The organism is Streptomyces sp. NPDC045998, from assembly GCF_056430285.1.
On sequence record NZ_JBWKLJ010000004.1, the window covers coordinates 1 to 26,059 of the forward strand.

Below are 26,059 nucleotides of genomic sequence, written 5' to 3' on the forward strand. Positions count from 1 at the left end.
TTTCCCTTTCCGGCGGTTCCGACTCTATCAGATCCTTTCGGGCCTGATTCCCAGTCAGCGGGCTTGTCTTCCCGACCCGTTGGGCCGTTCCGACGAGTGAGACTTTAGCGAATCCGTTGGCCCGACGCTAATCGGGCTGCGCTCATTCGAACGCGGATCCTTCATTTCGCAAAAGCGCACGAGAAAACGAAACGACGACGTGGGTACGGCGTCGCTCGCCTGGAGTGGTTCTTGCGGAATGGCTGTCCGGGGACCGACCGGGGTCGGCGCTCACGTCGGACAACTCGGAGAACACTACGGATCCAGCAAATCCATGTCAACCCGCGGCCGCCTGGGTAGCCTGGAGGCATGACAACGCGCGTGTGCAACCTCCAGTGGTGGGCCGCCTGACGGCGGCCGGCACACACGCGTGCACTCAACGGCCGCCGCCTCGGCGGCCGTTCGCGTTTCTCCCTCCCGGTGGGGGTCGGCCGCAGGTGGTGGCGGCCTCCATCGAGGAAGAGAAGGGGAGAACGCGATGACGCGGATCTTCAGCGGCATCCAGCCGACGGGCCACCTGACGCTGGGCAACTACCTCGGCGCCGTGCGACGGTGGGTCGAGGTGGATCAGCACCGGGCGGAGGCCCTGTTCAGCGTGGTGGACCTGCACGCGCTGACCGTCGAGCACGACCCGGCACGGGTACGGCGGCTCAGTCGGCAGACGGCGTCGCTCCTGCTGGCCGCCGGGCTCGACCCCCAGCGGTGCGTCCTCTTCGTACAGAGTCATGTGGACGAGCACGCTCGTCTGTCGTACCTGCTGGAGTGCACGGCTTCGGACGGCGAGCTGCGGCGCATGATCCAGTACAAGGAGAAGGGGGCGCTGGCGCGGGCGGCCGGACAGAGCGTGCGGGTGTCGCTGCTGACGTACCCGGTGCTCATGGCGGCCGACATCCTCGCGTACGGGACCGACGAAGTGCCGGTGGGTGACGACCAGGCGCAGCATGTGGAGCTCACCAGGGATCTGGCCGTGCGGTTCAACCAGCGGTACGGGCATACGTTCACCGTGCCGAAGGCGGTCCTGCCGCAGGTCGCGGCTCGGGTGCGGGACCTTCAGGACCCGACGTCCAAGATGGGGAAGTCACGCGGGAACGCGGCCGGGACCGTCTATCTGCTCGATGAGCCGGAGGTGGTGCGGCGGAAGGTCATGCGGGCCGTGACCGACGGCGGTCAGGACGTCGCGTACGACCGGGACGCCAAGCCGGGACTGGCGAACCTGCTCGATGTGCTGGCGGCGTGCACCGGTGGGGACCCGGAGGCGCTGGCCGGTGCGTACACGTCGTACGGGGCGCTCAAGAAGGACACGGCCGAGGCGGTCGTGGAGATCCTGCGACCGCTGCGGCAGCGGCACGCGGAGCTGGTGGCCGATCCCGGATATGTGGAGGGGGTCCTGAGGGAGGGGGCTGAGCGGGCCCGGGCGATCGCGAGGCCGGTGGTGGACCGGGCCTATCGGGCGATCGGGCTGCTGCCCGCCGGTTGACGGGGCCGCCCGGGCTTCGGCGGACTCAGCCGTTGCCGGAGGCGAGCTCGCGGCTGCGGTCGCGGGCCGCCTCCAGGGCCGCGATCAGGGCGGCGCGTACGCCGTGGTTCTCGAGTTCGCGGATGGCGCTGATCGTGGTGCCCGCGGGGGAGGTGACGGCCTCGCGGAGCTTGACCGGGTGCTCGCCGCTGTCGCGGAGCATCACGGCGGCACCGATGGCGGCCTGGACGATGAGGTCGTGAGCCTGGGCGCGGGGCAGACCCAGCAGGATGCCGGCGTCGGTCATGGCCTCGACCAGGTAGTAGAAGTACGCCGGGCCGGAGCCGGAGAGGGCGGTGGCGGCGTCCTGCTGGGTCTCGGGGACGCGGAGGGTCTTGCCGACGCCGCCGAAGATCTCCTCGGCGTGGACCAGGTGGTCTTGGGTGGCGTGGCTGCCGGCCGAGATCACGGACATGCCTTCGTCGACGAGGACGGGGGTGTTGGGCATGACGCGGACGACGGGGGTGTCGGCGGCGAGGCGTTCCTCGATGAAGGTGGTGGTGATGCCGGCGGCGGCGCTGATGACCAGGCGGTCGGGGGCGATGTGGGGGGCGAGCTCGTCGAGGAGCTTGCCCATGTCCTGGGGCTTGACGGCGAGGATGAGGGTGTCGGCACGCTTGGCGGCGTCGGCGTTGCCGACCGGCTCGACTCCGTAGCGGGTGCGCAGCTCCTCGGCGCGTTCGGTGCGGCGGGCGGTGACGAGGAGGTGCTCGACCGGCCAGCCGGCGCGGATCATGCCACTGAGCAGGGCTTCACCGATCTTGCCGGTGCCGAGGACTGCGACTGTCTGGGTCATGGCTCTGTTCACCTCGCCGGGGAGTACGTGGGGCCATCCTCGCACCAGGAGCGGTGTGGCGGGTGGGGTGTCCGAGGAGCGGTACGGCGGCGGCGCCCGGGCCGGTCGGAACCGAATGATCGCGGTGGCGGTCCTACCGGGCGGCTGGTGGGCGGGAAGGAGGACGGTCGTGTCCGGAGACCTGTCGGGTGGCGTGCCGGAGGACGGCGAGCGGGGCGAACTGCGGTTCGTACTGCGGGATCTGGGCCGTACGGGTGGTGAGGTGCGGCGGCCGCACGAGGTGCGGGCGAGACACCGGCGCGCGGTGGGGGCCGGGCTGGTCACGGTGGCGGTGCTGGGCGCGGCGGCGGTGGGCTCGCAGCCCGCGCCGCATTCCCCGCCGCCGCCTCCACCGACCCGTACGGCCACTCCTCATGCGCCTCCCGTGACGCCGCGGCCCCCGCACCCGGCTCCCCACCGGGCGCCGTCGCCGTCCGCCCCCTAAGCGGTGCGGCGGCGGAGGGTGGCGGCGCCGAGGGTGAGGACGAGGAGGGCGCAGGCGGCGACGACCAGCGCGTCGCGTACGAAGTCGGCGGTCATGTCGGTGTGGCGGAGGACCTGGGCCATGCCGTCGACGGCGTACGACATGGGGAGCAGGTTCGAGAGCGTCTCCAGGGCGGGCTGCATGCGGTCGCGGGGGGTGAACAGACCGCAGAGCAGGAGCTGCGGGAAGATCACGGCCGGCATGAACTGGACGGCCTGGAATTCGGAGGCGGCGAACGCCGAGACGAACAGGCCGAGCGCGGTCCCCAGCAGGGCGTCGAGGAGAGCGACCAGGAGCAGGAGCCAGGGGGAGCCGACGACGTCGAGGCCGAGGAGCCAGAGCGCGAGGCCGGTGGCGAGGGCCGACTGGACGACGGCGAGCAGGCCGAAGGCGAGGGCGTAGCCGGCGATGAGGTCCGCCTTGCCGAGCGGCAGGGCGAGGAGGCGCTCCAGGGTGCCGGAGGTGCGTTCGCGCAGGGTGGCGATGGAGGTCACCAGGAACATCGTGATCAGCGGGAAGATGCCCAGCAGCGAGGCGCCGAGGGAGTCGAAGGTGCGGGGGCTGCCGTCGAAGACGTACCGGAGCAGGACGAGCATCACGCACGGGACGAGCAGCATCAGGGCGAGGGAGCGCGGGTCGTGGCGTAGCTGGCGCAGGACGCGGGCGGCGGTGGCGAGGGTGCGGGAGCCGTTCATCGCGGGGCCTCCTGGCGGGCGGTGGCCGCGTCGACGAGGCGGAGGAAGGCCTCCTCGACGGTCGGGGTGTCGTGGCGGTGGCGCAGGGCGTCGGGGGTGTCGTCGGCCAGCAGTTCGCCGTCGCGCAGGAGGAGCAGGCGGTGGCAGCGTTCCGCCTCGTCCATGACGTGGGAGGAGACGAGGATCGTGGTGCCCCGCTCGGCGGCGATGCGGTGGAAGAGCCGCCACAGGTCGCGGCGGAGGACGGGGTCGAGGCCGACGGTCGGTTCGTCGAGGACGAGCAGGTCGGGGGTGCCGAGGAGGGCGACGGCGAGCGAGACGCGGCTGCGCTGGCCGCCGGAGAGCCGGCCGGCGAGGGCGTCGGCGTGTGAGGTGAGGTCCACGTCGGCGAGCGCGCGGGTGACGGAGGCGGCGCGGGTGTCGCGGTGGGTGCGGCCCGGCCGGAGGACGGCGGCGAAGTAGTCGAGGTTCTGGCGGACGGTGAGGTCGTCGTAGACGGAAGGGGCCTGGGTGACGTAGCCGACGCGGGCGCGGAGGGCGGGGTCGCCGGCGGGGCGGCCGAGGACGGTCAGCGTGCCGGTGACCTTGGCCTGGGTGCCGACGATGGCCCGCATGAGGGTGGACTTGCCGCACCCCGAGGGGCCGAGGAGGCCGGTGATCCGGCCGGGCGGCACGGCGAAGTCGAGGTCGCGGAGGACGGTGCGGGGGCCGCGTACGACGGTGAGGCCACGGGCTTGGACGGCAGCACCGGAGTGGTTATTCACCATGTGATGAATAGTTGCGCGCGCGGGAGGGCGCGTCAAGGGCAGCCGGTGCTGTGCTACTTCCGCTTCCGCTTGCGGGCGGCCGGGTTGCCGGCGCGGGTGGCGCGGCTGGCGCGGCGCTTCTCGTACTGGGCGCGGGCCGTCTCGTACTCGGCGCGCAGCAGCTTCTCGCCGGGCGCCTCGGTGAGGGAGCGGACGAAGTAGGCGAGGAGGGAGCCGATGAAGCCGATGGCCTTCAGGCTGCGGAGCGCGTCCTCGCGGGAGGGGTCGGCGGGGCGGCGCGTGAAGCCCTGCCACGTCCTGCTGAACGCGATGGCGGTGCAGACGGCGAACATGGCGACGACCAGGGTGTTGACGAAGCCGCCGACGTCGGCGATGGCCAGGCCCTGGTAGGCGAAGCGGAGGACGAGGGCGCCCGCGACGGCGGCCGCGAGCGAGCCGGCGGCGACACCGGCGCGCCGCAGCCCGTACCCGCCGTCGTGATCGACCCAGGTGGTGCCGAAGAAACGGAGGGACTCGGGCCGCGGCCCGGCGATGGTGCCCGTGCCGGTGCCGGTGCCAGTGCCGGTGCCGGTCGTCGTGTCCGCCGTCTTGCCCGTCTTGCCTGACTGGTCGGCCTTGTCCGTCTGGTCGTCGCTCACAAGCCCGATTATCGCCGGAGCGGCGTGGCGACGGGTGAGGCGGTCAGGAGCAGCGCGGTGCGACGTACCCGTCGGTGCCCGTCTTCACGTACGCGTCGGAGACGAACTCGCCGTCCGCGATGTTGTCCCAGAGGGCCGTGGTGCCGTACGGGCCGGTGATGCGCTCGCCGGGCTTCTGGCAGTAGACCGGGACCCGCACGTCGTACGGGAGGGTCCGGACGATGCGGTACTGGGTGCCCGGGCCGGACCGGACGTTGACCCGGTGGCCGGGCGCGACCGGGTAGCGGACGACGTCGGCGGCGGCGAACGCCGCGGTGTCCGCCTCCCCGGTGGCCGTGGTGGTCTGGGCGGTCGTAGTGGTGTCTTCCATGGGCTGTGGCCCTCCCCCGTTGTGGTGAGCCGGCGGTGCGCCGGGCTTCACTGTGTGCGACGCGCAGGCTAGCAAGCCCCACCGACATCGGACGCACCATCGACTAGGCTCCGAGCGTCGCACGCGCGACCGAAAATCGACGGGGACCACGGGGGTGGGCGATGCCGCCGGTGCCGGGATACGCCGGTCAGTACCGCCTGGAGGCACGGCTCGGAGCGGGCGGGATGGGCGTCGTACACCTCGCCCGATCGGCTTCCGGACTGCGCCTCGCGGTGAAGGTGGTCCACGAGCAGTACGCCGCCGACCCGGAGTTCCGCGCCCGCTTCCGGCAGGAGGTGGCCGCAGCCCGCAGGGTGAGCGGGGCCTTCACGGCGCCGGTCGTGGACGCCGACCCGGACGCCGAGCGGCCGTGGATGGCCACCCTGTACGTGCCGGGTCCCACGCTCGCCGACCAGGTGAAGCGCAACGGCCCGCTGGCCCCCGCCGAGCTGCGCCGGCTGACCGCCGGTCTCGCGGAGGCGCTGCGCGACATCCACCGCGCCGGTGTCGTGCACCGCGACCTCAAGCCCGGCAACGTCCTGCTCACCGACACCGGCCCCCGCGTCATCGACTTCGGCATCTCGCGGCCCGTGGACAGTGACCTGCGCACGGAGACCGGCAAGCTGATCGGTTCGCCGCCGTACATGGCGCCCGAGCAGTTCCAGCGGCCCCGGGAGGTGGGCCCGGCGGCGGACGTGTTCGCGCTCGGTTCGGTCCTGGTGCACGCGGCGACCGGGCAGGGGCCGTTCGACGACGGCAGCCCGTACATCGTGGCGTACCAGGTGGTCCACGACGAGCCGGACCTGAGCGGGGTGCCCGCCGAGCTCGTGCCGCTCGTGGGCCGCTGCCTGGCCAAGGAGCCGGCCGACCGCCCGACGCCGGACGAGATCATGGCGGAGCTGCGGCCGCCGTCGTACGAGGCGACCGCGTTCATACCGGCGCAGCGCCGCCGGGAGACGGCGTTCACGGAGCCGGTTTCAGCGGAGCTGGTTTCAGCGGAACCCGTTCCGGATGAACCTGTTCCGACCGCCCCGGTGCGTCGCCGGCGCGCCCGGTGGCCCCTGGCCGCGGCCGCCCTCGTGGCGCTCGCCGCGGGCGGCGGCGGCACGGTGTGGGGCCTGAGCGTCGGTAGGGGAGAGAGCCCGGCGCCGCGGACGGCCGGGGCCGCCGGGGCGGTGGCCTCCTTCTCGCCGTGGCGCACGCCGCTGGGCACGTCCGGTGGTGACGCGGCGCCCGTGTGCGCGTACGCGGACGGCGCCCTGTACTGCGCGGCGTCCGGCAGCGGCCTCGCCCGGCTCGACCCGCGCGACGGGCGGGTCGTCTGGTCGCGGAAGACGGCGGCGGTGGACGGCGAGGCGTCCGAGCCCGTCGTGTCCGGGGGCCTGGTGCACACCGTCGCGGACGGCACTCTCCATACGTACGCGGCCGACGACGGCACACCCGCCTGGAGCACCGACCTCTCGGCGTACGGCGGCGGCGTCCACCACGCCGGGGACACCGTGCTGCTCACGGCGCCCTCCGGCAGGGTCACGGGCGTCGACGGGGCGACGGGGCGCACGCGCTGGCAGCACGCGCTGCGCGGTCACGACCAGCCGCGCTTCGGCCCGTACAGCGCGGAGACGGGGCTGGTGTACGCCTTCGAGGTCGCGGGGTCGGGGGCGAGCACCCTCGTCAGCGCGGTACGGCCGGGGGACGGCACCGTGGTGTGGCAGCGGCGGCTGGACGGGCACCTGACACCCGTGGGCACGACGTCCGGCGGGGTACTGCACCTGACGTCGCGGGACCGCGACTCGCAGACGGACGCGCTGGTGCGGTACGAGCCGGAGGGGCGCGCCGTCCACCGCGTACCGCTGCCGTTCCCCATGGCGGAGCCGCGGGTCGCGGTGGACGGGGACCGGGCGTACCTGCTGGCGCGCAACGGCACGCTCGTCGCCGTCGACACGAAGGCGGCGAAGGAGCTGTGGCAGCTGGAGACCTCCACCGGCCGGGTGTCCCGGCCCGTGGTGGCCGCCCGCGGCGAGCGGCTGTACTTCACGGCGGCCGACGGCAGGCTGCTGGCCGTCGACACGGCGCGCGCGGCGGTGCTGGGCCAGACCGGGCCGAGGCTGCGCGGCGGGAGGCTCGGCTACGCCGCCTCCCTGCCCGCGCCGCTCGTCACCGCCGACGGCGGCGCGGTCGTGGCGACCGCGCCGGACGGGTCGGTCTTCGCCGTGGCGGCGAAGGACCCGACCCGCTGGTGAGGCTCGGCTCCGGCGATCAGCCGAGCTTGGTGACGTCGCGCACCGCGCCCTTGTCGGCGCTGGTCGCCATCGCGGCGTACGCGCGCAGCGCCGCCGACACCTTCCGCTCGCGGTTCTTCGGCGCGTACACGCCGCCCAGCGCCTCGCGGCGGGCGGCCAGCGTGGCGTCGTCGACGAGCAGCTCGATGCCGCGGTTCGGGATGTCGATGCGGATCCGGTCGCCGTCCTCGACGAGGGCGATCGTGCCGCCGCTCGCCGCCTCGGGCGAGGCGTGGCCGATCGACAGGCCGGAGGTGCCGCCCGAGAAGCGGCCGTCGGTGACCAGGGCGCAGGTCTTGCCCAGGCCGCGGCCCTTGAGGAAGGACGTCGGGTAGAGCATCTCCTGCATGCCGGGGCCGCCCTTGGGGCCCTCGTAGCGGATGACGACGACGTCGCCTTCCTTGACCTGCTTGTTGAGGATCTTCTCGACGGCCTCCTCCTGCGACTCGCAGACGACGGCCGGGCCCTCGAAGGTCCAGATCGACTCGTCGACGCCGGCGGTCTTCACGACGCACCCGTCCACGGCGAGGTTGCCCCGGAGGACGGCCAGACCGCCGTCCTTGGAGTACGCGTGCTCGGCGGAGCGGATACAGCCCTCGGCGGCGTCCGTGTCGAGGGAGTCCCACCGCTCCGACTGCGAGAACGCCTCGGCGGAGCGGCGGCAGCCGGGGGCGGCGTGCCACAGCTCGACGGCCTCGGGCGACGGGGAGCCGCCGCGCACGTCCCAGGTCTTGAGCCAGTCGGCGAGGGAGGGGCTGTGGACGGAGTGCACGTCCTCGTTGAGCAGCCCGGCGCGGTGCAGCTCGCCGAGGAGGGCGGGGATGCCGCCGGCGCGGTGCACGTCCTCCATGTAGTACGTGCGGTTCTTGCCGACGTTGGGCGCGACCTTGGCCAGGCACGGGACGCGGCGCGAGACGGCGTCCATCTCCTCCAGGCCGAAGGGGACGCCCGCCTCCTGGGCGGCGGCCAGCAGGTGCAGGATCGTGTTGGTGGAGCCGCCCATGGCGATGTCGAGGGCCATGGCGTTCTCGAAGGCCGCGACGGTGGCGATGTTGCGCGGCAGGACCGACTCGTCGCCCTGGGCGTAGTACCGGTCGGTCAGCTCGACGACCGTGCGGGCGGCGTTCTCGTACAGGGCGCGGCGGGCCGTGTGGGTGGCCAGGGTGGAGCCGTTGCCGGGGAGGGAGAGGCCGATGGCCTCGGTCAGGCAGTTCATCGAGTTGGCGGTGAACATGCCGGAACAGGATCCGCAGGTCGGGCAGGCGTTCTCCTCGATGCGGAGGATGTCGGCATCGGAGATCTTGTCGTTGGCGGCGTCCGAGATGGCGTCGACCAGGTCGAGCGTGCGGACCGTGCCGTCGACCAGCGTGGCCTTGCCGGCCTCCATCGGGCCGCCGGAGACGAAGACGGTCGGGATGTTGAGGCGCAGGGCGGCCATCAGCATGCCCGGGGTGATCTTGTCGCAGTTGGAGATGCAGATCAGGGCGTCGGCGCAGTGCGCCTCGACCATGTACTCGACGCTGTCCGCGATCAGGTCGCGGGACGGCAGCGAGTAGAGCATGCCGCCGTGGCCCATGGCGATGCCGTCGTCGACGGCGATCGTGTTGAACTCGCGCGCGATGCCGCCCGCCTGCGTGATCGCCTCGGAGACGATCCGGCCGACCGGCTGGAGGTGGGTGTGGCCGGGCACGAACTCCGTGAAGGAGTTGGCGACCGCGATGATCGGCTTCCGACCGATGTCCGCACCGGGTACACCGGAGGCGCGCATCAGGGCGCGGGCGCCCGCCATGTTGCGGCCGTGGGTGACGGTGCGGGACCTCAGCTCGGGCATCGTCGCTCGCTCCTTAACGAAGAGGACAAAGAGGTGTCTTCTTCGAGCGTACGCGGTGGCTCCAAGATCTGGACATGCCGTCCGGGTAGTGGGACGGCCGGCTCACGCCTCGGTCAGGTACCGCTGGAGCGCGGGCGCCACCATGGCCACGATCTGCTCGGGGTCCGCCGAGGCGAGCGGCTCGACGCGGACGACGTACCGCAGGATCGCGATCCCGATCATGTGGGAGGCCGCCAGCTCGGCCCGGAGCTTCGGGTCCGGTACGCGCAGCTCCCCGGCCACCCGCTCCAGGAGCCGCCGCAGGACGAAGCCGCGCAGCACGGTGGCGGCGGCCTCGTGCGTCAGCGCGGAGCGGAGGATCGCGAGGAGGGGCGCGCGGGTCGCGGGGTTCTCCCAGACGCCGAGGAAGGTGCGGGCGAGGCGTTCGCCGACGCCTTCGGGGCCCGCGCCGAGCACGGCCGGGACGACCAGGGCGGGCTCGAAGGAGATCTCGATGGCGGCGGCGAAGACGTCGTCCTTCGTACCGAAGTAGTGGTGGACGAGGGCCGGGTCCACGCCCGCCGTCCTGGCGATGCCGCGTACCGACGTCTTGTCGTACCCGCGGGCGGCGAACTCGGCGCGCGCGGCTTCGAGGATGCGCTCGCGGGCGCCGGGTCCCTCGGCGGCGGCGTCCCGCGGCGGGCGCCCGCGCCGCCTGGGCCGCTCCGTCATGAGGTGCGCGCGGAGGAGGCCAGGTGGAGCCGGGTGAAGGCGAGGGCCTCCGCCAGGTCGGCCTCGCGTTCGGCGGCGGACATCGCGCGCCGCGTGTTGACCTCGATGACGACGTGGCCGTCGAAGCCGGACCGGGCCAGGTACTCCAGCAGCTCGGCGCACGGCTGCGTGCCGCGCCCCGGCACCAGGTGCTCGTCCTTCGCCGAACCGCGCCCGTCGGCCAGGTGCACGTGCCCGAGGCGGTCGCCCATGCGGGCCACCATGTCCATCGCCTCCACGCGGGCGGTGGCGGTGTGCGAGAGGTCGACGGTGTAGTGGCGGTAGTCGTCCTTGGTGACGTCCCACTCGGGCGCGTACGCGAGCATCTCGCGGTCCCGGTAGCGCCACGGGTACATGTTCTCGACGGCGAAGCGCACGTCGGTCTCGTTCGCCATCCGCCAGATGCCGCTGACGAAGTCACGGGCGTACTGGCGCTGCCAGCGGAACGGCGGGTGGACGACCACGGTCGACGCGCCGAGCTTCTCGGCCGCCGCCTGGGCGCGCTGGAGCTTCACCCACGGGTCGGTGGACCAGACCCGCTGGGTGATGAGCAGACACGGCGCGTGGACGGCGAGGATCGGCACCTGGTGGTAGTCCGAGAGCCGGCGCAGCGCCTCGATGTCCTGGCTGACCGGGTCGGTCCACACCATGATCTCGACGCCGTCGTACCCCAGGCGCGCGGCGACCTCGAAGGCCGTCGCCGTCGACTCGGGATACACCGAGGCCGTCGAGAGCGCGACCTTCGCCTCCGGGATGCGCACCACTGTCTCCGACGGATCTGCCACGAGTGACAGGGTACGGGGCGCGGATGGGGAGCGTCCGCGGAGTAGGGACGTCCGCCCGGAGGGCGGGCCCGGCCTGATCCGGAAGCCAGGCCCTAGGTCGGGAGATGGTCGAGGCGGCGCAGGATCACGCCTTCGCGCAGCGCCCACGGGCAGATCTCCAGCTCCTCGACGCCGAAGAGGTCCATCGCGCCCTCCGCGACCAGCGCCCCGGCCAGCAGCTGGCGGGCCCGGCCCTCGGACACGCCCGGCAGGGCGCAGCGCTGCACGGCGGTCATGGCGGCGAGCTTGGGGACCCACTCCTGCAGTGACGTACGGGACAGCACGCGCTGCGCGTACAGGCCCTCGCCGGAGCCGGGCGCACCGGCGAGCCGGGCCAGCTGCTTGAACGTCTTCGACGTCGCCACGACGTGGTCCGGCGGACCGAAGCGGGCGATCTCGCCGACCGTGCGGGCTATCTCCGTGCGGACGTGGCGGCGCAGCGCCTTCACGTCGTCGGGGTCCGGCGGGTCGCCGGGGAGCCAGCCGGCGGTGAGCCGTCCGGCGCCCAGCGGGAGGGAGACGGCCGCGTCGGGCTCCTCGTCCATGCCGTACGCGATCTCCAGCGAGCCGCCGCCGATGTCGAGCAGCAGCAGCTTCCCGGCGGACCAGCCGAACCAGCGGCGGGCGGCGAGGAAGGTGAGGCGGGCCTCCTCCTCGCCGGTCAGGACCGTCAGTTCGACGCCGGTCTCCTCGCGGACCCGCTTGAGGACCTCGTCGGCGTTGGACGCGTCGCGGATCGCGGAGGTCGCGAAGGGGAGGACGTCCTCGCAGCCCTTGTCCTCGGCGGTGTGCACGGCGTCGGCGGTGATGGTGACCAGGCGCTGGATGCCCTCGGGGCCGATCGCGCCGTCGGCGTCGAGCAGTTCCGCGAGGCGCAGATCCGCCTTGTGCGAGTGGGCGGGAAGGGGGCGGGCGCCGGGGTGCGCGTCCATGACCAGCAGGTGCACCGTGTTCGAACCGACGTCGAGGACTCCGAGTCTCATGGAAGGAACGCTACTGCGCGCGGCGCATACGCTTGGTGTGTGCCAAAGACGAAGAAGGCGAAGAAGGCGAAGCCCGCTCCCCCCGTACCGGCCCTGCCGGTGGCCGGGGACGAGAAGGGGCTGGACTTTCCCCGCGCCTGGGTGGAGTTCCCGGACCCCGCCGACGACGAGCAGGTCTTCCGCTGCGACCTGACCTGGCTCACCTCGCGCTGGACCTGTGTCTTCGGCAGCGGCTGCCAGGGCATCCAGGCCGGGCGCGCGGACGACGGCTGCTGCACGCTGGGCGCGCACTTCTCGGACGAGGAGGACGAGCAGCGGGTGGCCGGCCATGTGGAACGTCTCACACCGGAGCTGTGGCAGTTCCACGACGTCGGTACGGAGTCGGGCTGGACGCAGCTCGACGAGGACGGCGAGCGGCAGACCCGCCGCTGGGAGGGCTCCTGCATCTTCCAGAACCGCCCCGGCTTCGCGGGCGGCATGGGCTGCGCCCTGCACATCCTGGCGCTGCGGGAGGGGCGCGAGCCGCTGGAGACCAAGCCGGACGTCTGCTGGCAGCTGCCGGTCCGGCGTACGTACGACTGGATCGACCGCCCCGACGACACGCGGGTCCTGCAGATCTCGATCGGCGAGTACGACCGCCGGGGCTGGGGCCCCGGGGGCCACGACCTGCACTGGTGGTGCACCTCGGCGACGTCGGCGCACGGGGCGGGCGAACCGGTGTACGTGACGTACCGGCCGGAGCTGACGGAGCTGATGGGCAAGGCGGCGTACGACGTGCTGGTGGAGCTGTGCGAGGCGCGGCTCTCCTCCCAGCTGCCGCTGGTCGCGCCGCACCCGGCGGATCCGCGGCCCTGATCCCCGGCGTTCCTCACGGTGGCGGCGCTTCCGTCGACGGGGGCTCCGACGGTGAGGCGGTGTCCGAGGGGGCCGGGTCCGGTGGCGGGGAAGAGGGTGCGGACGGCGTCGGGCTCGGGTCCGGGGACGGCGGCGGGGTCGAGGCCGGCGGGGTGGGCGGCGGCGTCGGCGTCGGGTCCTGAGCCGGCGGCCGGGGCGTGCCCTCGCCGTCGAGTTCGACGATCGCGCCCGCCGGGTCCACGCCCACCCGCGCGGTCCAGGGGCCGGACGGCTCGCGGGCGTGGTCGACGGAGACGTACACCGCGAGGGACTGGCCCGGTGAGAGCGTGCCGGTGGAGCGGCTCGCGTACAGCCAGGGCGCGTCCGTCCACAGCGACCAGGTGACCGGCTCGCCGCCGGACGCCGTGAGCGTGAGCATCGTCGTGTCGTCGCTGGCCGGCTGAGCGGTGACCGTGATGCGCCCGGGGGCCGGGCGGCCGGGTCTCGCGGGCGGGGCCGGCGTGCCCGTGCTGATCACCTCGACGGAGACCGCGCCGCGGCCGCCGGGCTCGCTGCGGGCGTTGCCCGCGTTCGCGTACCGGTCGTACCGGTTGTACCCGTCCTGCGACGGGTCGGGGGCGCCGTCGGCGGCGCCCCGCTCGTCGGCCTCGCTCGCGCTGATGGCCGTCCCGTCGCGCGGTTCGCCGGTCATCGGCGCGCCGCGGTACGCCGCCCACAGCGCCAGCACCGGCGCCGCGACCACCGTGGCGACCACGGTGGTCGTCACCGCCCGCGCCCGCATCCGGTCGCGCCGGGCGGCGTGGTCCTTCGGGTCGAGGGGGAAGCCGTCGCGGCCGAACCGGGGCCCGGCCGCGCGCGCCCGCCGGACGTGCAGCATCGCCACGTACGCCGCCGCCCTCGGCGCCTCGACCAGCGGGAGCCTCGCGGGGGTGACGGACGCGCCGGGCCAGGGGCCGCCCGCCCCGGCGCGCTCGGCGGCGCGGCGGCAGCGCGGGCAGTCGTCGACGTGCCGGACGAGCTCGCGCCGCAGCGCCGCGGAGAGCAGCACCTGGTGGTCGCCGGCGAGCCGGGCGACGGCCGGACAGGAACCGGTCTCCACGACGGCGAGGGCCGCGCGGGTGCGCTCCACCTCGCACGCCGCCGCCGACAGCAGCTCGCGCGCCGCGAGCGGCTCCATGCCGAGTACCGCGGCCACCTCGCGGGCGCCGAGCTGGTGGCGGACCGCCAGCTCCAGGGCCTCGCGCTGCTGGGGCGTGGTGCCGGCCGCCTCGGGCCAGGCGAGCAGGGCCAGTTCGCGGCGGCGGTGCTCGGCGGTCTCGTCGGTGACCTGGGCCGGCGGCGCCTCCCCGGGGGCGGGGGCGTGGGCCGGGGCCGGGCGGCCGGTGTGCGCGCCCTGCCGGCGGCGCTTCTCGCGCTGCTCGCCGAGCTCGCGCAGGCAGGCCCAGCGGGCGAGCGCGTACAGCCACGCCTTGCGCTCGGTCTCGCCGGCGGGGCGCCGCCCGGAGTGCCGCTCGGCGATGGCGAGGACGTCGCCGAGCACCGCCGTGGCCACGTCGTGGTCGCACAGCACGGAGAGGCAGTACGTGAACAGCCCGTCCAGGTACGGCTCGTACCGCGCGGGCGGGCGCTGGGCGAGGGTCCGGCCCGGGGACCGGGCGCCGGCTCCGGCGGTGGTCCGCTCCTCGGCCCCGGCGTCCAGCGGCGCACCGCGCCGCGACCGGTGTGCGCCGGTGGTGTACGTGGGGGGCTCCAGCCTGCTGCTCATCACCCGGCGACCGTAGGCGGGCGAAGGCACACTCCTCGTACCGCTTCCGCTCTTTTAACCCTTACGGGTGAACGTATCCCTCAAAAGAGGACAGGGCGTTTTGCCCCCGCCACGTGACACGCGGTATATGCCAGCGGCTCCGCGCGCCGCTGGAAGGCGGGCGTTGTCAGTGGGGGCCGCTACGGTTTGCGCATGGCTGCCCGTACGAAATCCACCAAGGACAGGCCCTCCTATCGCTGCACCGAATGCGGCTGGACGACCGCCAAATGGCTCGGCCGCTGCCCCGAGTGCCAGGCCTGGGGGACGGTGGAGGAGTACGGCACGCCCGCGGTGCGCACGACCGCCGCCGGGCGGGTCTCCACCGCCGCGCTGCCCATCGGCCAGGTCGACGGACGGCAGGCCACCGCCCGCTCCACCGGCGTGGACGAGCTGGACCGCGTCCTGGGCGGCGGCCTGGTGCCGGGCGCCGTCGTGCTGCTCGCGGGCGAGCCCGGGGTCGGCAAGTCCACGCTCCTCCTCGACGTCGCGGCGAAGGCGGCGAGCGACGAGCACCGCACCCTCTACGTCACGGGCGAGGAGTCCGCGAGCCAGGTGCGGCTGCGCGCCGACCGGATCAACGCCCTCAACGACCACCTCTACCTCGCGGCCGAGACGGACCTCTCCGCCGTCCTCGGGCACCTGGACGCCGTCAAGCCGTCCCTCCTGGTCCTCGACTCCGTCCAGACGGTGGCCTCGCCGGAGATCGACGGCGCCCCGGGCGGCATGGCGCAGGTCCGCGAGGTCGCCGGCGCGCTGATCCGCGCCTCCAAGGAGCGCGGCATGTCCACGCTCCTCGTCGGCCACGTGACGAAGGACGGTGCCATCGCGGGGCCCCGGCTGCTCGAACACCTCGTGGACGTCGTCCTGCACTTCGAGGGCGACCGCCACGCCCGCCTGCGCCTGGTCCGCGGCGTCAAGAACCGGTACGGCGCGACGGACGAGGTCGGCTGCTTCGAGCTGCACGACGAGGGGATCATCGGCCTCGCCGACCCCTCCGGGCTGTTCCTGACCCGCCGCGCCGAGGCCGTGCCGGGCACGTGCCTGACCGTCACCCTCGAAGGCCGCCGCCCCCTGGTCGCCGAGGTCCAGGCCCTCACCGTCGACTCGCAGATCCCCTCCCCCCGGCGCACCACCTCGGGCCTGGAGACCTCGCGGGTGTCGATGATGCTGGCGGTGCTGGAGCAGCGCGGGCGGATCAGCGCCCTCGGCAAGCGGGACATCTACAGCGCCACCGTGGGCGGGGTGAAGCTGTCCGAACCGGCCGCCGACCTCGCCATCGCGCTCGCGCTCGCCTCGGCCGCCAGCGACACCCCCCTGCCGAAGAACCTCGTGGCCATCGGGGAGGTGGGCCTCGCGGGCGAGGTCCGCCGCGTGACCGGCGTACAGCGCCGCCTGGCCGAGGCGCACCGGCTGGGCTTCACGCACGCGCTGGTGCCCGGTGACCCGGGCAAGGTCCCGCCGGGCATGAAGGTCACGGAGGTGGCCGACATGTCCGACGCCCTGCGGGTCCTCCCCCGCTCCCGCCGCCGGACCACCGCTCCCGCCGCCGAGGAGCCGACCTCGTAGCGCTGCGGGGACCGCCCGGGGACGGGGTCGCTAGACTTTGCCCTGGTCTCGCCCATCCGTACGAGCCGGAGGAGTGCAGTGGCAGCCAACGACCGGGCAGCAGCACCCGGAAAGTCCGGCGGAGGCTCCGGCAACGAAGCACTGATGCGCGCTTCCCTGAGCGCGGTCGCTCCCGGTACGTCCCTGCGGGACGGCCTGGAGCGCATCCTCCGCGGCAACACCGGTGGTCTGATCGTCCTCGGCATGGACAAGACCGTCGAGTCGATGTGCACGGGCGGGTTCGTGCTGGACGTGGAGTTCACCGCCACCCGCCTGCGCGAGCTGTGCAAGCTCGACGGCGCGCTGATCCTCGACAAGGACATCACCAAGATCCTGCGGGCCGGTGTCCAGCTGGTCCCGGACGCGTCGATCCCCACCGAGGAGACCGGCACCCGCCACCGCACGGCCGACCGGGTCAGCAAGCAGTGCGGCTTCCCCGTCATCTCCGTCTCGCAGTCGATGCGGCTGATCGCGCTGTACGTCGACGGTGAGCGCCGCGTCCTGGAGGAGTCGGCGGCGATCCTCTCGCGCGCCAACCAGGCCCTCGCGACCCTGGAGCGGTACAAGCTCCGCCTCGACGAGGTCGCCGGCACGCTCTCCGCGCTGGAGATCGAGGACCTGGTGACCGTCCGGGACGTCACGGCCGTCGCCCAGCGCCTGGAGATGGTCCGCCGGATCGCCACCGAGATCGCCGAGTACGTGGTGGAGCTCGGCACCGACGGCCGGCTGCTCGCCCTCCAGCTGGACGAGCTGATCGCGGGCGTCGAGCCCGAGCGCGAGCTCGTCGTCCGCGACTACGTACCGGAGCCCACGGCCAAGCGGTCGCGCACGGTCGCCGAGGCCCTCACCGAGCTGGACGCGCTGAGCCACGCGGAGCTGCTGGAGCTGCCGATCGTGGCCCGTGCCCTCGGGTACACCGGCTCGCCGGAGGCGCTGGACTCGGCCGTCTCCCCGCGCGGCTACCGGCTGCTGGCCAAGGTGCCGCGGCTGCCCGGCGCGATCATCGAGCGGCTCGTGGAGCACTTCGGCGGTCTGCAGAAGCTGCTCGCGGCGAGCGTCGACGACCTCCAGACCGTCGACGGCGTCGGCGAGGCGCGCGCCCGCAGCGTGCGCGAGGGACTGTCGCGGCTCGCCGAGTCGTCGATCCTCGAGCGGTACGTGTAGTCCGCGGCGGGCCCGGGGCGGGTCCGCCGCGTCGCCCTGGGGCGTCAGTCCTTGGGCCTCAGCCCGTGGGCCTCAGTCCTTGGCGAGGGTGAACGACGCCGGGAGCACCTTCGCGCCCGGCACCGCCGCCTCCACCAGGTAGGTCCCGGCTCCGGCGGCCCGCGCCCCGGAGGGCGTCGCGCACTGCGGCGCGCTGCGCAGGCGGTCCCACTCGACGGTGTGCGTGACGCTGCCGCCCGCCGGGACGCGCAGCATCAGCGGTCCGGCGCCGCGCGGGCAGTCCTTCGAGGACCAGACGGTGTCGGCGTCGCTGTTCTTGATGGTCAGCACCACCGTGCGGGGCGCGAAGTCCGCCTTGCAGGTGGTGCCCGAGGTGTTGCGGACGACGAGCTCGAACCGCGGCTTCTCGCCGGGCTCGTACGACACCTTCGTGCTGCGCAGGGTCAATCGCAGGGCGCCGGGGGCGCAGTCGGGCAGCGGCGAGTCCGCCGGGACCTGGTTCGCGACGGAGCCGGCGGAGCCGGAACCGGCCGAGGAGCCCGTGCCGGCGGAGCCGCCGGAGCCCGCTCCGGCGCTCGTGCCCGTACCGGCGGCGCCGCCTGACGCCGTGTCACCGTTCTTGCCGTCGTCGCCGGCCCCCTGGGCCGTGCCGCCGCCGGAGTCACCGGAGGCGCCGGACTCGTCGCGGCCGCCCGGCTGGTTGCTGATCGCCGGGCCCGGCTGGGAGGGGCCCGGGGTGATGGAGGGTGCGGGCGTGGCTCCGTTGGCGCTGTCGCCCCCGCCGTCCTTGCCGCCGCCGTCCCCACCCGAGGTGACGACCCATACGATCAGCAGCGCGAGCAGCGCGACCAGGCTCGCCGCGACTGCCCTCCGTCGCCAGTAGATGGAGGAGGGAAGCGGCCCGACCGGATTGCGCAGAGATCCCACGCGCAAACTGTACGAGAGATCGGCCGCCAACTCCCGTCCCACCCGCCGCTCATGCACCAAGTTTTGCTGATGATCACATTCCAGGGCCGGGGATGTGGACGGCGGCGCGTGAGACCGTCCGGCAGCCAGGTACCGTCCGTAACCATGAGCCAGGACCTCTACCTCGACATCACCGACTTCGCCCACACCACCCCCGGCTGGGTACACCTCATCGCCGAGCTGTGGACGGAGGCCGGGCTGCTGCTCTTCGGCGTGCTGTTCATCGTCGGCTGGTGGCGGGCGCGGCCCGACGCCTCCCGGGCCATGGCGCTCGCGGTCCTCGCGCCGCTCGGCACGGCCTTCGGCTACGTCGTCAGCGAGCTGCTGAAGTCGGTCATCGACGAGGAGCGGCCGTGCCGCGCGGTCGCGGGCGCGGCCGCCTCGCTGGTGGAGTGCCCGGCGTACGGCGACTGGTCCTTCCCGAGCAACCACTCCGCCATCGCGGGTGCGGCGGCCCTCGCGCTCGCCCTCGCCTGGCGGGGGATCGCCTGGCTGACGGTGCCGATGGCGCTGCTCATGGCGTTCTCGCGGGTCTTCGTCGGCGTGCACTACCCGCACGACGTGGCCGCCGGGCTGGTCCTGGGCGCGCTGGTCGCCGTCCTCTTCGTCAAGCTGCTGACCCGCCCGACCGGCGCGCTGGTCGACACGATGCGTACGAGCCGGTCGGGCGCCGCGACCTGGCTGGCGGGGCGCGGTCCGGTGGTCCCCGCGGCCGCGACCGGACGGCATGTGGCGCGGCGGCGCCGGGAGCCGATGCACCGCCGCGGCTGAGGAACGTGCCAGGATCGGGGGTGCCATGACTGCGACCGAAAGCCTCTCCGCCGCCGCTTCCGCCCCCTCCTCCGTCCCTTCGTCCACCCCCTCCTCAGCCGGCGCCGACGCGCACGCGCGGCTGCACACACCCGTCCTCGCCTGGTTCGAGCAGCACGCCCGCGACCTGCCCTGGCGCCGCCCCGAGGCGGGCGCCTGGGGCGTGATGGTCAGCGAGTTCATGCTCCAGCAGACCCCGGTCAGCCGGGTCCTCCCGGTGTACGAGCAGTGGCTGGCCCGCTGGCCGCGCCCCGCCGACCTAGCCGCCGAGGCCCCCGGCGAGGCCGTGCGCGCCTGGGGCCGCCTCGGCTACCCGCGCCGCGCCCTGCGGCTGCACGGCGCGGCCGTCGCCATAACGGAGCGGCACGGCGGCGACGTACCGCGCGACCACGCGCAGCTGCTGGCGCTGCCGGGCATCGGCGAGTACACGGCCGCGGCGGTGGCGTCGTTCGCGTACGGGCAGCGGCACGCCGTCCTGGACACCAACGTGCGCCGGGTGTTCGCCCGGTCCGTCACGGGCGTGCAGTACCCGCCGAACGCCACCACGGCCGCCGAGCGCAAGCTCGCCCGTGCGCTGCTGCCCGAGGACGAGACGACCGCGGCCCGCTGGGCGGCGGCGTCCATGGAGCTCGGCGCGCTGGTGTGCACCGCGAAGAACGAGGACTGCGCGCGCTGCCCGATCGCCGGGCACTGCGCCTGGCGGCTGGCGGGCAAGCCCGCGCACGACGGCCCGGCGCGGCGCGGCCAGACGTACGCGGGGACCGACCGCCAGGTGCGCGGCAAGCTCCTCGCCGTGCTGCGCGAGGCGGTGGCGCCGGTGGAGCAGGCCGCGCTGGACGCCGTGTGGGACGAGCCGGTGCAGCGGGCGAGGGCGCTGGACGGGCTGGTCGCGGACGGGCTGGTGGAGCCCCTGGCGGGCGGCCGCTACCGGCTCCCGGCCGGCCCGGCGGCGCCGGCCGCTCCGGCCGGTCCCGGCGTTCCCGGCACTCCCGACATCTCCGGCACTCGCGGCGAGGGCCGAACGTGATCACCTTCCCCTGATCCGGGGCCGTCACACCTCCGCTGTTACACAACCGATGGACAGCCGTGCGTCCGCCGACGGCTGCCTCGGACAACCCCGTGACAACAGCTCCGTAGCGTCTCCTGCCGTAAGACCACAGGGGTGCCCACGGGGGGTGCTCGTCACGGGGATGGAGGCGGTTCGGATGTCGCACGGCGAGGTGCTCGAATTCGAGGAGTACGTACGCACTCGGCAGGACGCGCTGCTGCGCAGCGCGCGCCGTCTCGTCCCGGACCCCGTCGACGCCCAGGACCTGCTGCAGACGGCGCTGGCCCGTACGTACGGCCGCTGGGACGGCATAGCGGACAAGGCCCTCGCCGACGCGTACCTGCGCCGCGTGATGATCAACACGCGGACCGAGTGGTGGCGCGCCCGCAAGCTGGAGGAGGTGCCCACCGAGCAGCTGCCCGACGCGTCCGTCGACGACGCCACCGAGCAGCACGCCGACCGGGCCCTGCTGATGGACGTGCTCAAGGTGCTGGCGCCCAAGCAGCGCAGCGTGGTCGTGCTGCGGCACTGGGAGCAGATGAGCACCGAGGAGACGGCCGCCGCGCTCGGCATGTCGACCGGTACGGTGAAGAGCACGCTCCACCGGGCGCTCGCCCGGCTCCGTCAGGAGCTGGAGAGCCGGGCCGTCGACACCGGCGCCCGCTCCCCGGAGCGTACGGAACGCGGTCACGAACGAGGGCGGGAACGGTGCGCGGCCTGAGAAACGACGTCGGCGGCACCGGCAGGATCCGGGCGGCGAGTACCACGGCGACGGCCGTGCTCGCCGCCTTCGGCCTGCTCACGGCCGGCTGCTCCACCGGCGGTACGGGCACGCGCGACGAGGGCGCGGCCCGGACCGACCAGACGACCCCGACGTCCGCGCCGACGGCGCCCGTCGGGTCCTCGCCCGTCAAGAAGGTCGACCCGGTCCGGCTGATCAAGGACGATCCCAAGGTCAGCGATCAGGTCAAGGACGAGTTGAAGCCGTGCACGGCCGACGCGTACCCGGTCGACACGTCGTACGGGAACCTCACCGGCAACGGCCGCCCGGACGTGGTGGTGAACGTGCTGACGTGCGGGGATGCCGTGGGGGTCGGGACGTACGTGTACCGCCTGGTGGACAACGCGTACGAGAATGTCTTCGCGGTGGAGGAACCGGCCGTGTACTCCACGATCGACCGGGGCGACCTCGTCCTCACCCGGCAGGTGTACGAGGAGGGCGACCCGGTCGCGTATCCGTCCGGCGAGGACGTGATCACGTACCGCTGGGTGGGCAACCGGTTCAGCGAGCACGACCGGGTGCACAACGACTACAGCAAGGCGATCGGCGACGGCGGCATCGACGGGCCCGCGCCGAGCCCGCCGCCCGAGAACTGAGACCCAGAACCGACCGAGGACCGAGAGAAGCGCGGGATGGCGATGGCCGAGACCCATGTCCTGTTCGTCGAGGACGACGACGTCATCCGCGAGGCCACGCAGCTCGCCCTGGAGCGGGACGGCTTCGCGGTGACCGCCATGCCGGACGGACTGTCCGGGCTGGAGTCGTTCCGGGCCCGGCGGCCGGACATCGCGCTGCTCGACGTCATGCTGCCCGGCATGGACGGCGTCAGCCTCTGCCGGCGCATCCGGGACGAGTCGACGGTGCCGGTCATCATGCTGTCCGCCCGGGCCGACTCCATCGACGTGGTGCTGGGCCTGGAGGCCGGCGCCGACGACTACGTGACCAAGCCGTTCGACGGCGCCGTGCTCGTGGCCCGGATCCGCGCCGTGCTGCGGCGCTTCGGGCACGCCTCGGGCGGGGCGGGCGGCGCCGCCGCCGACGCCTCGCAGGGCGGCCCGGACCAGGGCGGCGTGCTCGTCTTCGGTGACATCGAGATCGACACGGAGGGCATGGAGGTGCGCCGGGCCGGCGCCCCGGTCGGGCTGACCCCGACGGAGATGCGGCTGCTGCTGGAGTTCTCGTCGGCGCCCGGCACGGTGCTGTCCCGCGACAAGCTGCTGGAGCGGGTGTGGGACTACGGGTGGGGCGGGGACACGCGCGTCGTCGACGTCCACGTCCAGCGGCTCCGTACGAAGATCGGCCAGGACCGGATCGAGACGGTCCGCGGCTTCGGCTACAAGCTCAAGGCATGAGCCGCCGTCGTTTCGCCGTGCGCACCGGCGTCCGCTGGAAGATCGCCATCGCCATCGCGGGGGTCGGCGCCCTGATCACGGCCGCGCTCAGCCTCGTCGTCCACAACGCCGCCCGCGTCTCCATGCTGGACAACGCGCGCGAGGTGCAGATGGAGCGGCTCGTCTTCGCGCAGCGGATGTACGAGTCGGCCAAGCCGAAGGGCGAGCCGAAGTTCGGCACGAAGGTCAACGACCCGGCGCTGCCGCCCGAGCTGGAGAAGCTGATGCGGCAGCGGCACCGCGGCACGTACGTGGAGGAGCGGCACTCCGGCGCCCCGGACGTCTGGGCCGCCGTGCCGCTGGCCAACGGCGACGTGCTGTCGCTGCGCACGCAGTTCGCCGGACGGTCCACGACGATCATGAAGGCGCTGGACCAGGCGCTGGTGGCCGGCTCGGTGTCGGTGGTCTTCGGCGGGTGCGCGCTCGGCGTGCTGATCGGCGGGCAGCTGTCGCGGCGGCTGCGGAAGGCGGCCGCGGCGGCCGGGAAGGTCGCCCAGGGCAACACGGACGTACGGGTCCGGGACGCGATCGGCGGGCGCGTACGGGACGAGACGGACGAGCTGGCGCGTGCGGTGGACGCGCTGACCGACGCGCTCAACGACCGGATCGAGGCCGAGCGGCGCGTCACGGCGGACATCGCGCACGAGCTGCGCACGCCGGTGACCGGGCTGCTCACCGCCGCCGAGCTGCTGCCGCCCGGGCGGCCGAGTGAGCTCGTACGGGACCGGGCGCAGGCGATGCGCACGCTGGTCGAGGACGTGCTGGAGGTGGCCCGGCTCGACAGCGCCTCCGAGCGGGCCGAGCTCCAGGAGATCGCGCTCGGCGAGTTCGTCGAGCGGCGGGTGCGGGCGCTGGACCCGGAGGCCGAGATCCGCGTGGTGCACGAGTCGTGGGTGAACACCGACCCGCGGCGGCTGGAGCGCATCCTGGGCAACCTGCTCGCGAACGCCGCGAAGCACGGCAAGCCCCCGGTGGAGGTCACCGTCGAGGGCCGCGTGCTGCGGGTGCGCGACCACGGGCCGGGCTTCCCGGAGGCGCTGCTGCGCGAGGGGCCGAGCCGCTTCCGCACGGGCGCGAGCGACCGCGCGGGGCACGGCCACGGCCTGGGCCTGACCATCGCGGCGGGCCAGGCCCGCGTCCTGGGCGCCCGCCTCACCTTCCGCAACGCCTCCCCGTCGGGCGGGGCGATCGCGGTCCTCTGGCTTCCGGAGCACGCCCCGACGTCGACGGGCAGCTTCCCGGTCCTGCGGCCGTCGGCCGAGGACCGGTAGCCGGGGCGCTGGCCCGAGGCCGGTAGCCGGGGCGCGGGTACGGACCCCCGCGCCCCCGCCCTCAGCTGCTGGAGGCCGCCAGCTTCGGCGGGACCTCCGTCTGCGGGGGCTCCGCCTGCGGGGGCTCCGGACGCTGCGGCCCGGCTCCCTTCAGCGGGACCTCCTTGACGAAGAACGCCGCCACGAAGCCGATCAGGGCGACCGCCGCGCCCAGCAGGAAGGCCGTGTGCGTACCGGACGCCACCGCGACCTGGTACGCCTCGCGCACGTGCTCCGGGAGCCGCGCCAGGCTCGCCGCGTCGAGCTGGGCCGTCTGCGCGGTGGCCGCGCCGCCGCCCTGCGCCGCCATCTCGTCCTGCACCCGGGCCGTGAACAGCGCGCCCATGATGGCGACGCCGAAGGACGAACCGAGCGTGCGGAAGAGCGTCGTCGTGGACGAGGCCACGCCCATGTCCTTCATCTCGACGCTGTTCTGCGCGACCAGCATGGTGATCTGCATCAGGAAGCCCATGCCCGCGCCGAGGACCGCCATGTACGCCCCGGAGGTGAAGCGGGAGGTGCCGGTGTCCATCTGCGCCAGCAGGAAGAGGCCGAGGACCATCAGCCCGCCGCCCACGATGGGGAAGATCTTGTACTTGCCGCTGTTGGTGGTGACGCGCCCCGCGTACAGCGACACGATCATCATGGCGATCAGCATCGGCAGGAGCAGCAGCCCGGAGTTGGTGGCCGAGGCGCCCTGCACCGACTGCTGGAACAGCGGCAGGAAGAGCATGGCGCCGAACATCACGAAGCCGGTCAGGAAGCCGATCACCGACATGAGCGTGAAGTTGCGGCTGCGGAAGATGTGCAGCGGCACGACGGGCTCGGCGGCACGGGTCTCGACGAAGAGGAACCCGGCGGTGGAGGCCACGCCGACGGCGCTCAGCGCCAGGATCGTGGCGGAGTCCCAGGCGTACTCCGTACCGCCCCAGGTGGTGACCAGGACGATCGCGGTGATGCCGATGGTCAGCAGCGCCGTGCCGAGGTAGTCGATGCGCGGCCGGCGGTCGCGCTCCCGCTTCGGCAGGTGCAGGACGGCGCTGACCATCGCGAGGGCGACCGCGCCGAGCGGCAGGTTGATGTAGAAGGACCAGCGCCAGCCCCAGTGGTCGGTGATGGTGCCGCCGACCAGCGGACCGCCGATCATCGCGAGGGCCATGACGCCGGTCATCATGCCCTGGTACTTGCCGCGCTCACGCGGCGGGATCAGGTCGCCGATGATCGCCATGACGCCGACCATGAGACCGCCGGCGCCCAGGCCCTGGACGGCGCGGAAGCCGATGAGCTGGCCCATGTCCTGGGCCATGCCGCTGAGCGCCGAGCCGATCAGGAAGATCACGATCGCGGTGAGGAAGCTGCCCTTGCGGCCGTAGAGGTCGCCGAGCTTGCCCCAGATCGGGGTGGAGGCGGCGGTGGCGAGGGTGTAGGCGGTGACGACCCAGGAGAGGTGCGCCAGGCCGCCGAGCTCTCCGACGATGGTGGGCATCGCCGTTCCGATGATCATGTTGTCGAGCATCGCCAGCAGGATGGCGATCATCAGCGCGAGCAGCACCACGCGCACGCTGCGTGTACGCGGCTCGCGCCGCTGTCGTATGTCGATGTCCTTCATGTTCCCCGCTCCACTTACTTGCCGCCCGGCTAGTTCTACACTGGTGACGGTAGACGTGGCACTAGCCGGGCGTCAAGTAAGTTTTCGAGAGGACCGAGCACCATGGCCAGAGGCAACACGCGCCAGCGGATCCAGGACGTGGCCCTCGGCCTCTTCGCCGAGCAGGGCTACGAGAAGACCTCGCTGCGGGAGATCGCCGAGCGGCTCGGGGTCACCAAGGCGGCGCTGTACTACCACTTCAAGACCAAGGAAGACATCGTCATCAGCCTCTTCCAGGACATGACGCGGCCGATCGACGACCTGATCGCCTGGGCCGAGGGGCAGCCCCGCACCCTGGAGACCAAGCAGGAGATCCTGCGCCGGTACCACGCGGCCCTGCTCGGCGCGGCCCCGCTCTTCCGCTTCATGCAGGAGAACCAGGCCACCGTGCGCGACCTGAGCATCGGGGAGACCTTCAAGGAGCGGATGCTCACCCTGTCCGGGCTGGTGCAGGAGCCCGGCTTCGCCATGGCCGACCGGGTGCGGTGCATCAGCGCGCTGTTCACCATGCACGCCGGCGTCTTCTTCATGCAGCACGTCGAAGGCGACCCCGAGGAGAAGCGCGAAGCCATCCTCGAGGTCGCCGTCGATCTGCTGACCCAGGCCCATCAGGGCCGCTCGTAACGC

24 protein-coding genes and 1 pseudogene are annotated in these 26,059 nt (G+C 73.4%); 13 read left to right on the top strand and 12 right to left on the bottom strand.

From position 1 onward, the window contains the following. Window positions 1-517: 517 nt before the first annotated feature. Window positions 518-1,516 carry a tryptophan--tRNA ligase gene (gene trpS, locus AC07FJ_RS12975; RefSeq protein WP_479048364.1) on the top strand — a complete coding sequence of 333 codons (999 nt, stop codon included), beginning with the start codon at window positions 518-520 and terminating at the stop codon, window positions 1,514-1,516. 25 nt (window positions 1,517-1,541) lie between these two features. Here trpS and proC read toward each other — a convergent pair whose 3' ends face one another. Continuing rightward, on the bottom strand, window positions 1,542-2,351 hold the full coding sequence (gene proC, locus AC07FJ_RS12980) for a pyrroline-5-carboxylate reductase (RefSeq protein WP_479048367.1): 810 nt from the start codon (window positions 2,349-2,351) through the stop codon (window positions 1,542-1,544). Window positions 2,352-2,520: 169 nt separating this feature from the next. Between proC and AC07FJ_RS12985 the strand changes: the two genes are divergently transcribed. After that, window positions 2,521-2,835, top strand: coding sequence for a hypothetical protein (locus AC07FJ_RS12985; RefSeq protein ID WP_361428488.1), 315 nt, complete (start codon window positions 2,521-2,523; stop codon window positions 2,833-2,835). Here AC07FJ_RS12985 and AC07FJ_RS12990 read toward each other — a convergent pair. From AC07FJ_RS12990 to AC07FJ_RS13005, 4 genes are all read right to left on the bottom strand, one after another. Then, window positions 2,832-3,569: an ABC transporter permease gene (locus AC07FJ_RS12990; RefSeq protein WP_479048370.1), complete on the bottom strand. Its 738-nt coding sequence runs from the start codon at window positions 3,567-3,569 to the stop codon at window positions 2,832-2,834. The two genes, AC07FJ_RS12985 and AC07FJ_RS12990, sit on opposite strands and share 4 nt — an antisense overlap. Further along, a complete protein-coding gene (locus tag AC07FJ_RS12995; protein WP_479048373.1) occupies window positions 3,566-4,336 on the bottom strand; it encodes an ABC transporter ATP-binding protein in 771 nt (256 codons plus the stop codon). Before AC07FJ_RS12995 ends, AC07FJ_RS12990 begins: the two co-directional genes overlap by 4 nt. Before the next feature lie 53 nt (window positions 4,337-4,389). Beyond that, a complete protein-coding gene (locus AC07FJ_RS13000; RefSeq protein WP_479049483.1) occupies window positions 4,390-4,869 on the bottom strand; it encodes a hypothetical protein in 480 nt (159 codons plus the stop codon). A 148-nt stretch (window positions 4,870-5,017) separates the two neighbouring features. After that, on the bottom strand, window positions 5,018-5,344 hold the full coding sequence (locus AC07FJ_RS13005; RefSeq protein WP_479048375.1) for an SH3 domain-containing protein: 327 nt from the start codon (window positions 5,342-5,344) through the stop codon (window positions 5,018-5,020). Between the two features lie 161 nt (window positions 5,345-5,505). Here AC07FJ_RS13005 and AC07FJ_RS13010 point away from each other — a divergent pair, with 161 nt between their 5' ends. Beyond that, on the top strand, window positions 5,506-7,623 hold the full coding sequence (locus AC07FJ_RS13010; RefSeq protein WP_479048378.1) for a protein kinase domain-containing protein: 2,118 nt from the start codon (window positions 5,506-5,508) through the stop codon (window positions 7,621-7,623). A 16-nt stretch (window positions 7,624-7,639) separates the two neighbouring features. Here the strand turns inward: AC07FJ_RS13010 and ilvD are convergent, their stop codons facing one another. The 4 genes from ilvD to AC07FJ_RS13030 form a co-directional block, all read right to left on the bottom strand. Continuing rightward, on the bottom strand, window positions 7,640-9,493 hold the full coding sequence (gene ilvD, locus AC07FJ_RS13015; RefSeq protein WP_479048380.1) for a dihydroxy-acid dehydratase: 1,854 nt from the start codon (window positions 9,491-9,493) through the stop codon (window positions 7,640-7,642). A 102-nt stretch (window positions 9,494-9,595) separates the two neighbouring features. Further along, window positions 9,596-10,204, bottom strand: coding sequence for a TetR/AcrR family transcriptional regulator (locus AC07FJ_RS13020; protein WP_479048382.1), 609 nt, complete (start codon window positions 10,202-10,204; stop codon window positions 9,596-9,598). Next, window positions 10,201-11,028 (bottom strand): sugar phosphate isomerase/epimerase family protein, encoded by an 828-nt coding sequence (locus AC07FJ_RS13025; protein WP_361428502.1) that lies wholly within the window; start codon window positions 11,026-11,028, stop codon window positions 10,201-10,203. The genes AC07FJ_RS13020 and AC07FJ_RS13025 overlap by 4 nt, the downstream gene beginning before the upstream one ends. A gap of 92 nt (window positions 11,029-11,120) precedes the next feature. After that, window positions 11,121-12,050: a Ppx/GppA family phosphatase gene (locus AC07FJ_RS13030; RefSeq protein ID WP_479048385.1), complete on the bottom strand. Its 930-nt coding sequence runs from the start codon at window positions 12,048-12,050 to the stop codon at window positions 11,121-11,123. Window positions 12,051-12,089: 39 nt separating this feature from the next. Here AC07FJ_RS13030 and AC07FJ_RS13035 point away from each other — a divergent pair, with 39 nt between their 5' ends. Then, complete coding sequence (locus tag AC07FJ_RS13035; protein ID WP_479048387.1) at window positions 12,090-12,905, top strand: DUF3109 family protein; 816 nt, start codon at window positions 12,090-12,092, stop codon at window positions 12,903-12,905. A gap of 16 nt (window positions 12,906-12,921) precedes the next feature. Here AC07FJ_RS13035 and AC07FJ_RS13040 read toward each other — a convergent pair. Beyond that, window positions 12,922-14,673: pseudogene (locus AC07FJ_RS13040) on the bottom strand (BACON domain-containing protein); the annotation flags it as partial. Window positions 14,674-14,862: 189 nt separating this feature from the next. On the opposite strand from AC07FJ_RS13040, the gene radA reads away from it, so the two are divergent. Both radA and disA read left to right on the top strand, forming a co-directional pair. Beyond that, window positions 14,863-16,275, top strand: a complete 1,413-nt coding sequence (radA, locus tag AC07FJ_RS13045) for a DNA repair protein RadA (RefSeq protein WP_361428508.1) — start codon at window positions 14,863-14,865, stop codon at window positions 16,273-16,275. A 78-nt stretch (window positions 16,276-16,353) separates the two neighbouring features. After that, complete coding sequence (gene disA / locus AC07FJ_RS13050; protein ID WP_479048390.1) at window positions 16,354-17,478, top strand: DNA integrity scanning diadenylate cyclase DisA; 1,125 nt, start codon at window positions 16,354-16,356, stop codon at window positions 17,476-17,478. A 72-nt stretch (window positions 17,479-17,550) separates the two neighbouring features. Here the strand turns inward: disA and AC07FJ_RS13055 are convergent, their stop codons facing one another. Then, window positions 17,551-18,405, bottom strand: coding sequence for a hypothetical protein (locus tag AC07FJ_RS13055; protein WP_479048393.1), 855 nt, complete (start codon window positions 18,403-18,405; stop codon window positions 17,551-17,553). 144 nt (window positions 18,406-18,549) lie between these two features. Here AC07FJ_RS13055 and AC07FJ_RS13060 point away from each other — a divergent pair, with 144 nt between their 5' ends. The 6 genes from AC07FJ_RS13060 to cseC all read left to right on the top strand — a co-directional run bounded on the left by AC07FJ_RS13060 (window position 18,550) and on the right by cseC (window position 23,745). Beyond that, complete coding sequence (locus AC07FJ_RS13060) at window positions 18,550-19,215, top strand: phosphatase PAP2 family protein (protein ID WP_479048394.1); 666 nt, start codon at window positions 18,550-18,552, stop codon at window positions 19,213-19,215. A gap of 25 nt (window positions 19,216-19,240) precedes the next feature. After that, on the top strand, window positions 19,241-20,281 hold the full coding sequence (locus AC07FJ_RS13065; protein ID WP_479048397.1) for an HhH-GPD family protein: 1,041 nt from the start codon (window positions 19,241-19,243) through the stop codon (window positions 20,279-20,281). Between the two features lie 178 nt (window positions 20,282-20,459). After that, window positions 20,460-21,023, top strand: a complete 564-nt coding sequence (locus tag AC07FJ_RS13070; protein WP_361428518.1) for a SigE family RNA polymerase sigma factor — start codon at window positions 20,460-20,462, stop codon at window positions 21,021-21,023. After that, complete coding sequence (locus tag AC07FJ_RS13075; protein WP_479048399.1) at window positions 21,011-21,679, top strand: hypothetical protein; 669 nt, start codon at window positions 21,011-21,013, stop codon at window positions 21,677-21,679. Before AC07FJ_RS13070 ends, AC07FJ_RS13075 begins: the two co-directional genes overlap by 13 nt. Before the next feature lie 42 nt (window positions 21,680-21,721). Then, window positions 21,722-22,435, top strand: a complete 714-nt coding sequence (gene cseB, locus AC07FJ_RS13080; protein ID WP_361428520.1) for a two-component system response regulator CseB — start codon at window positions 21,722-21,724, stop codon at window positions 22,433-22,435. Continuing rightward, entirely contained in the window at window positions 22,432-23,745 is a 1,314-nt protein-coding gene (gene cseC, locus AC07FJ_RS13085) for a two-component system sensor histidine kinase CseC (RefSeq protein WP_468287351.1), read from the top strand. The genes cseB and cseC overlap by 4 nt, the downstream gene beginning before the upstream one ends. Window positions 23,746-23,806: 61 nt before the next feature. Here the strand turns inward: cseC and AC07FJ_RS13090 are convergent, their stop codons facing one another. Next, a complete protein-coding gene (locus AC07FJ_RS13090) occupies window positions 23,807-25,393 on the bottom strand; it encodes an MDR family MFS transporter (protein ID WP_479048402.1) in 1,587 nt (528 codons plus the stop codon). A gap of 102 nt (window positions 25,394-25,495) precedes the next feature. On the opposite strand from AC07FJ_RS13090, the gene AC07FJ_RS13095 reads away from it, so the two are divergent. Beyond that, window positions 25,496-26,056, top strand: a complete 561-nt coding sequence (locus tag AC07FJ_RS13095; protein ID WP_479048405.1) for a TetR/AcrR family transcriptional regulator — start codon at window positions 25,496-25,498, stop codon at window positions 26,054-26,056. The last annotated feature ends 3 nt before the right edge of the window (window positions 26,057-26,059 follow it).

Excerpts from the sequence above, each read along its gene's own strand:
- trpS (WP_479048364.1), top strand. The coding sequence starts at position 518 with ATGACGCGGATCTTCAGCGGCATCCAGCCGACGGGCCACCTGACGCTG.
- proC (WP_479048367.1), bottom strand. The coding sequence starts at position 2,351 with ATGACCCAGACAGTCGCAGTCCTCGGCACCGGCAAGATCGGTGAAGCC.
- AC07FJ_RS12990 (WP_479048370.1), bottom strand. The coding sequence starts at position 3,569 with ATGAACGGCTCCCGCACCCTCGCCACCGCCGCCCGCGTCCTGCGCCAG.
- AC07FJ_RS12995 (WP_479048373.1), bottom strand. The coding sequence starts at position 4,336 with ATGGTGAATAACCACTCCGGTGCTGCCGTCCAAGCCCGTGGCCTCACC.
- AC07FJ_RS13005 (WP_479048375.1), bottom strand. The coding sequence starts at position 5,344 with ATGGAAGACACCACTACGACCGCCCAGACCACCACGGCCACCGGGGAG.
- AC07FJ_RS13010 (WP_479048378.1), top strand. The coding sequence starts at position 5,506 with ATGCCGCCGGTGCCGGGATACGCCGGTCAGTACCGCCTGGAGGCACGG.
- ilvD (WP_479048380.1), bottom strand. The coding sequence starts at position 9,493 with ATGCCCGAGCTGAGGTCCCGCACCGTCACCCACGGCCGCAACATGGCG.
- AC07FJ_RS13020 (WP_479048382.1), bottom strand. The coding sequence starts at position 10,204 with ATGACGGAGCGGCCCAGGCGGCGCGGGCGCCCGCCGCGGGACGCCGCC.
- AC07FJ_RS13030 (WP_479048385.1), bottom strand. The coding sequence starts at position 12,050 with ATGAGACTCGGAGTCCTCGACGTCGGTTCGAACACGGTGCACCTGCTG.
- radA (WP_361428508.1), top strand. The coding sequence starts at position 14,863 with ATGGCTGCCCGTACGAAATCCACCAAGGACAGGCCCTCCTATCGCTGC.
- AC07FJ_RS13060 (WP_479048394.1), top strand. The coding sequence starts at position 18,550 with ATGAGCCAGGACCTCTACCTCGACATCACCGACTTCGCCCACACCACC.
- AC07FJ_RS13065 (WP_479048397.1), top strand. The coding sequence starts at position 19,241 with ATGACTGCGACCGAAAGCCTCTCCGCCGCCGCTTCCGCCCCCTCCTCC.
- AC07FJ_RS13070 (WP_361428518.1), top strand. The coding sequence starts at position 20,460 with ATGTCGCACGGCGAGGTGCTCGAATTCGAGGAGTACGTACGCACTCGG.
- cseB (WP_361428520.1), top strand. The coding sequence starts at position 21,722 with ATGGCCGAGACCCATGTCCTGTTCGTCGAGGACGACGACGTCATCCGC.
- cseC (WP_468287351.1), top strand. The coding sequence starts at position 22,432 with ATGAGCCGCCGTCGTTTCGCCGTGCGCACCGGCGTCCGCTGGAAGATC.
- AC07FJ_RS13090 (WP_479048402.1), bottom strand. The coding sequence starts at position 25,393 with ATGAAGGACATCGACATACGACAGCGGCGCGAGCCGCGTACACGCAGC.
- AC07FJ_RS13095 (WP_479048405.1), top strand. The coding sequence starts at position 25,496 with ATGGCCAGAGGCAACACGCGCCAGCGGATCCAGGACGTGGCCCTCGGC.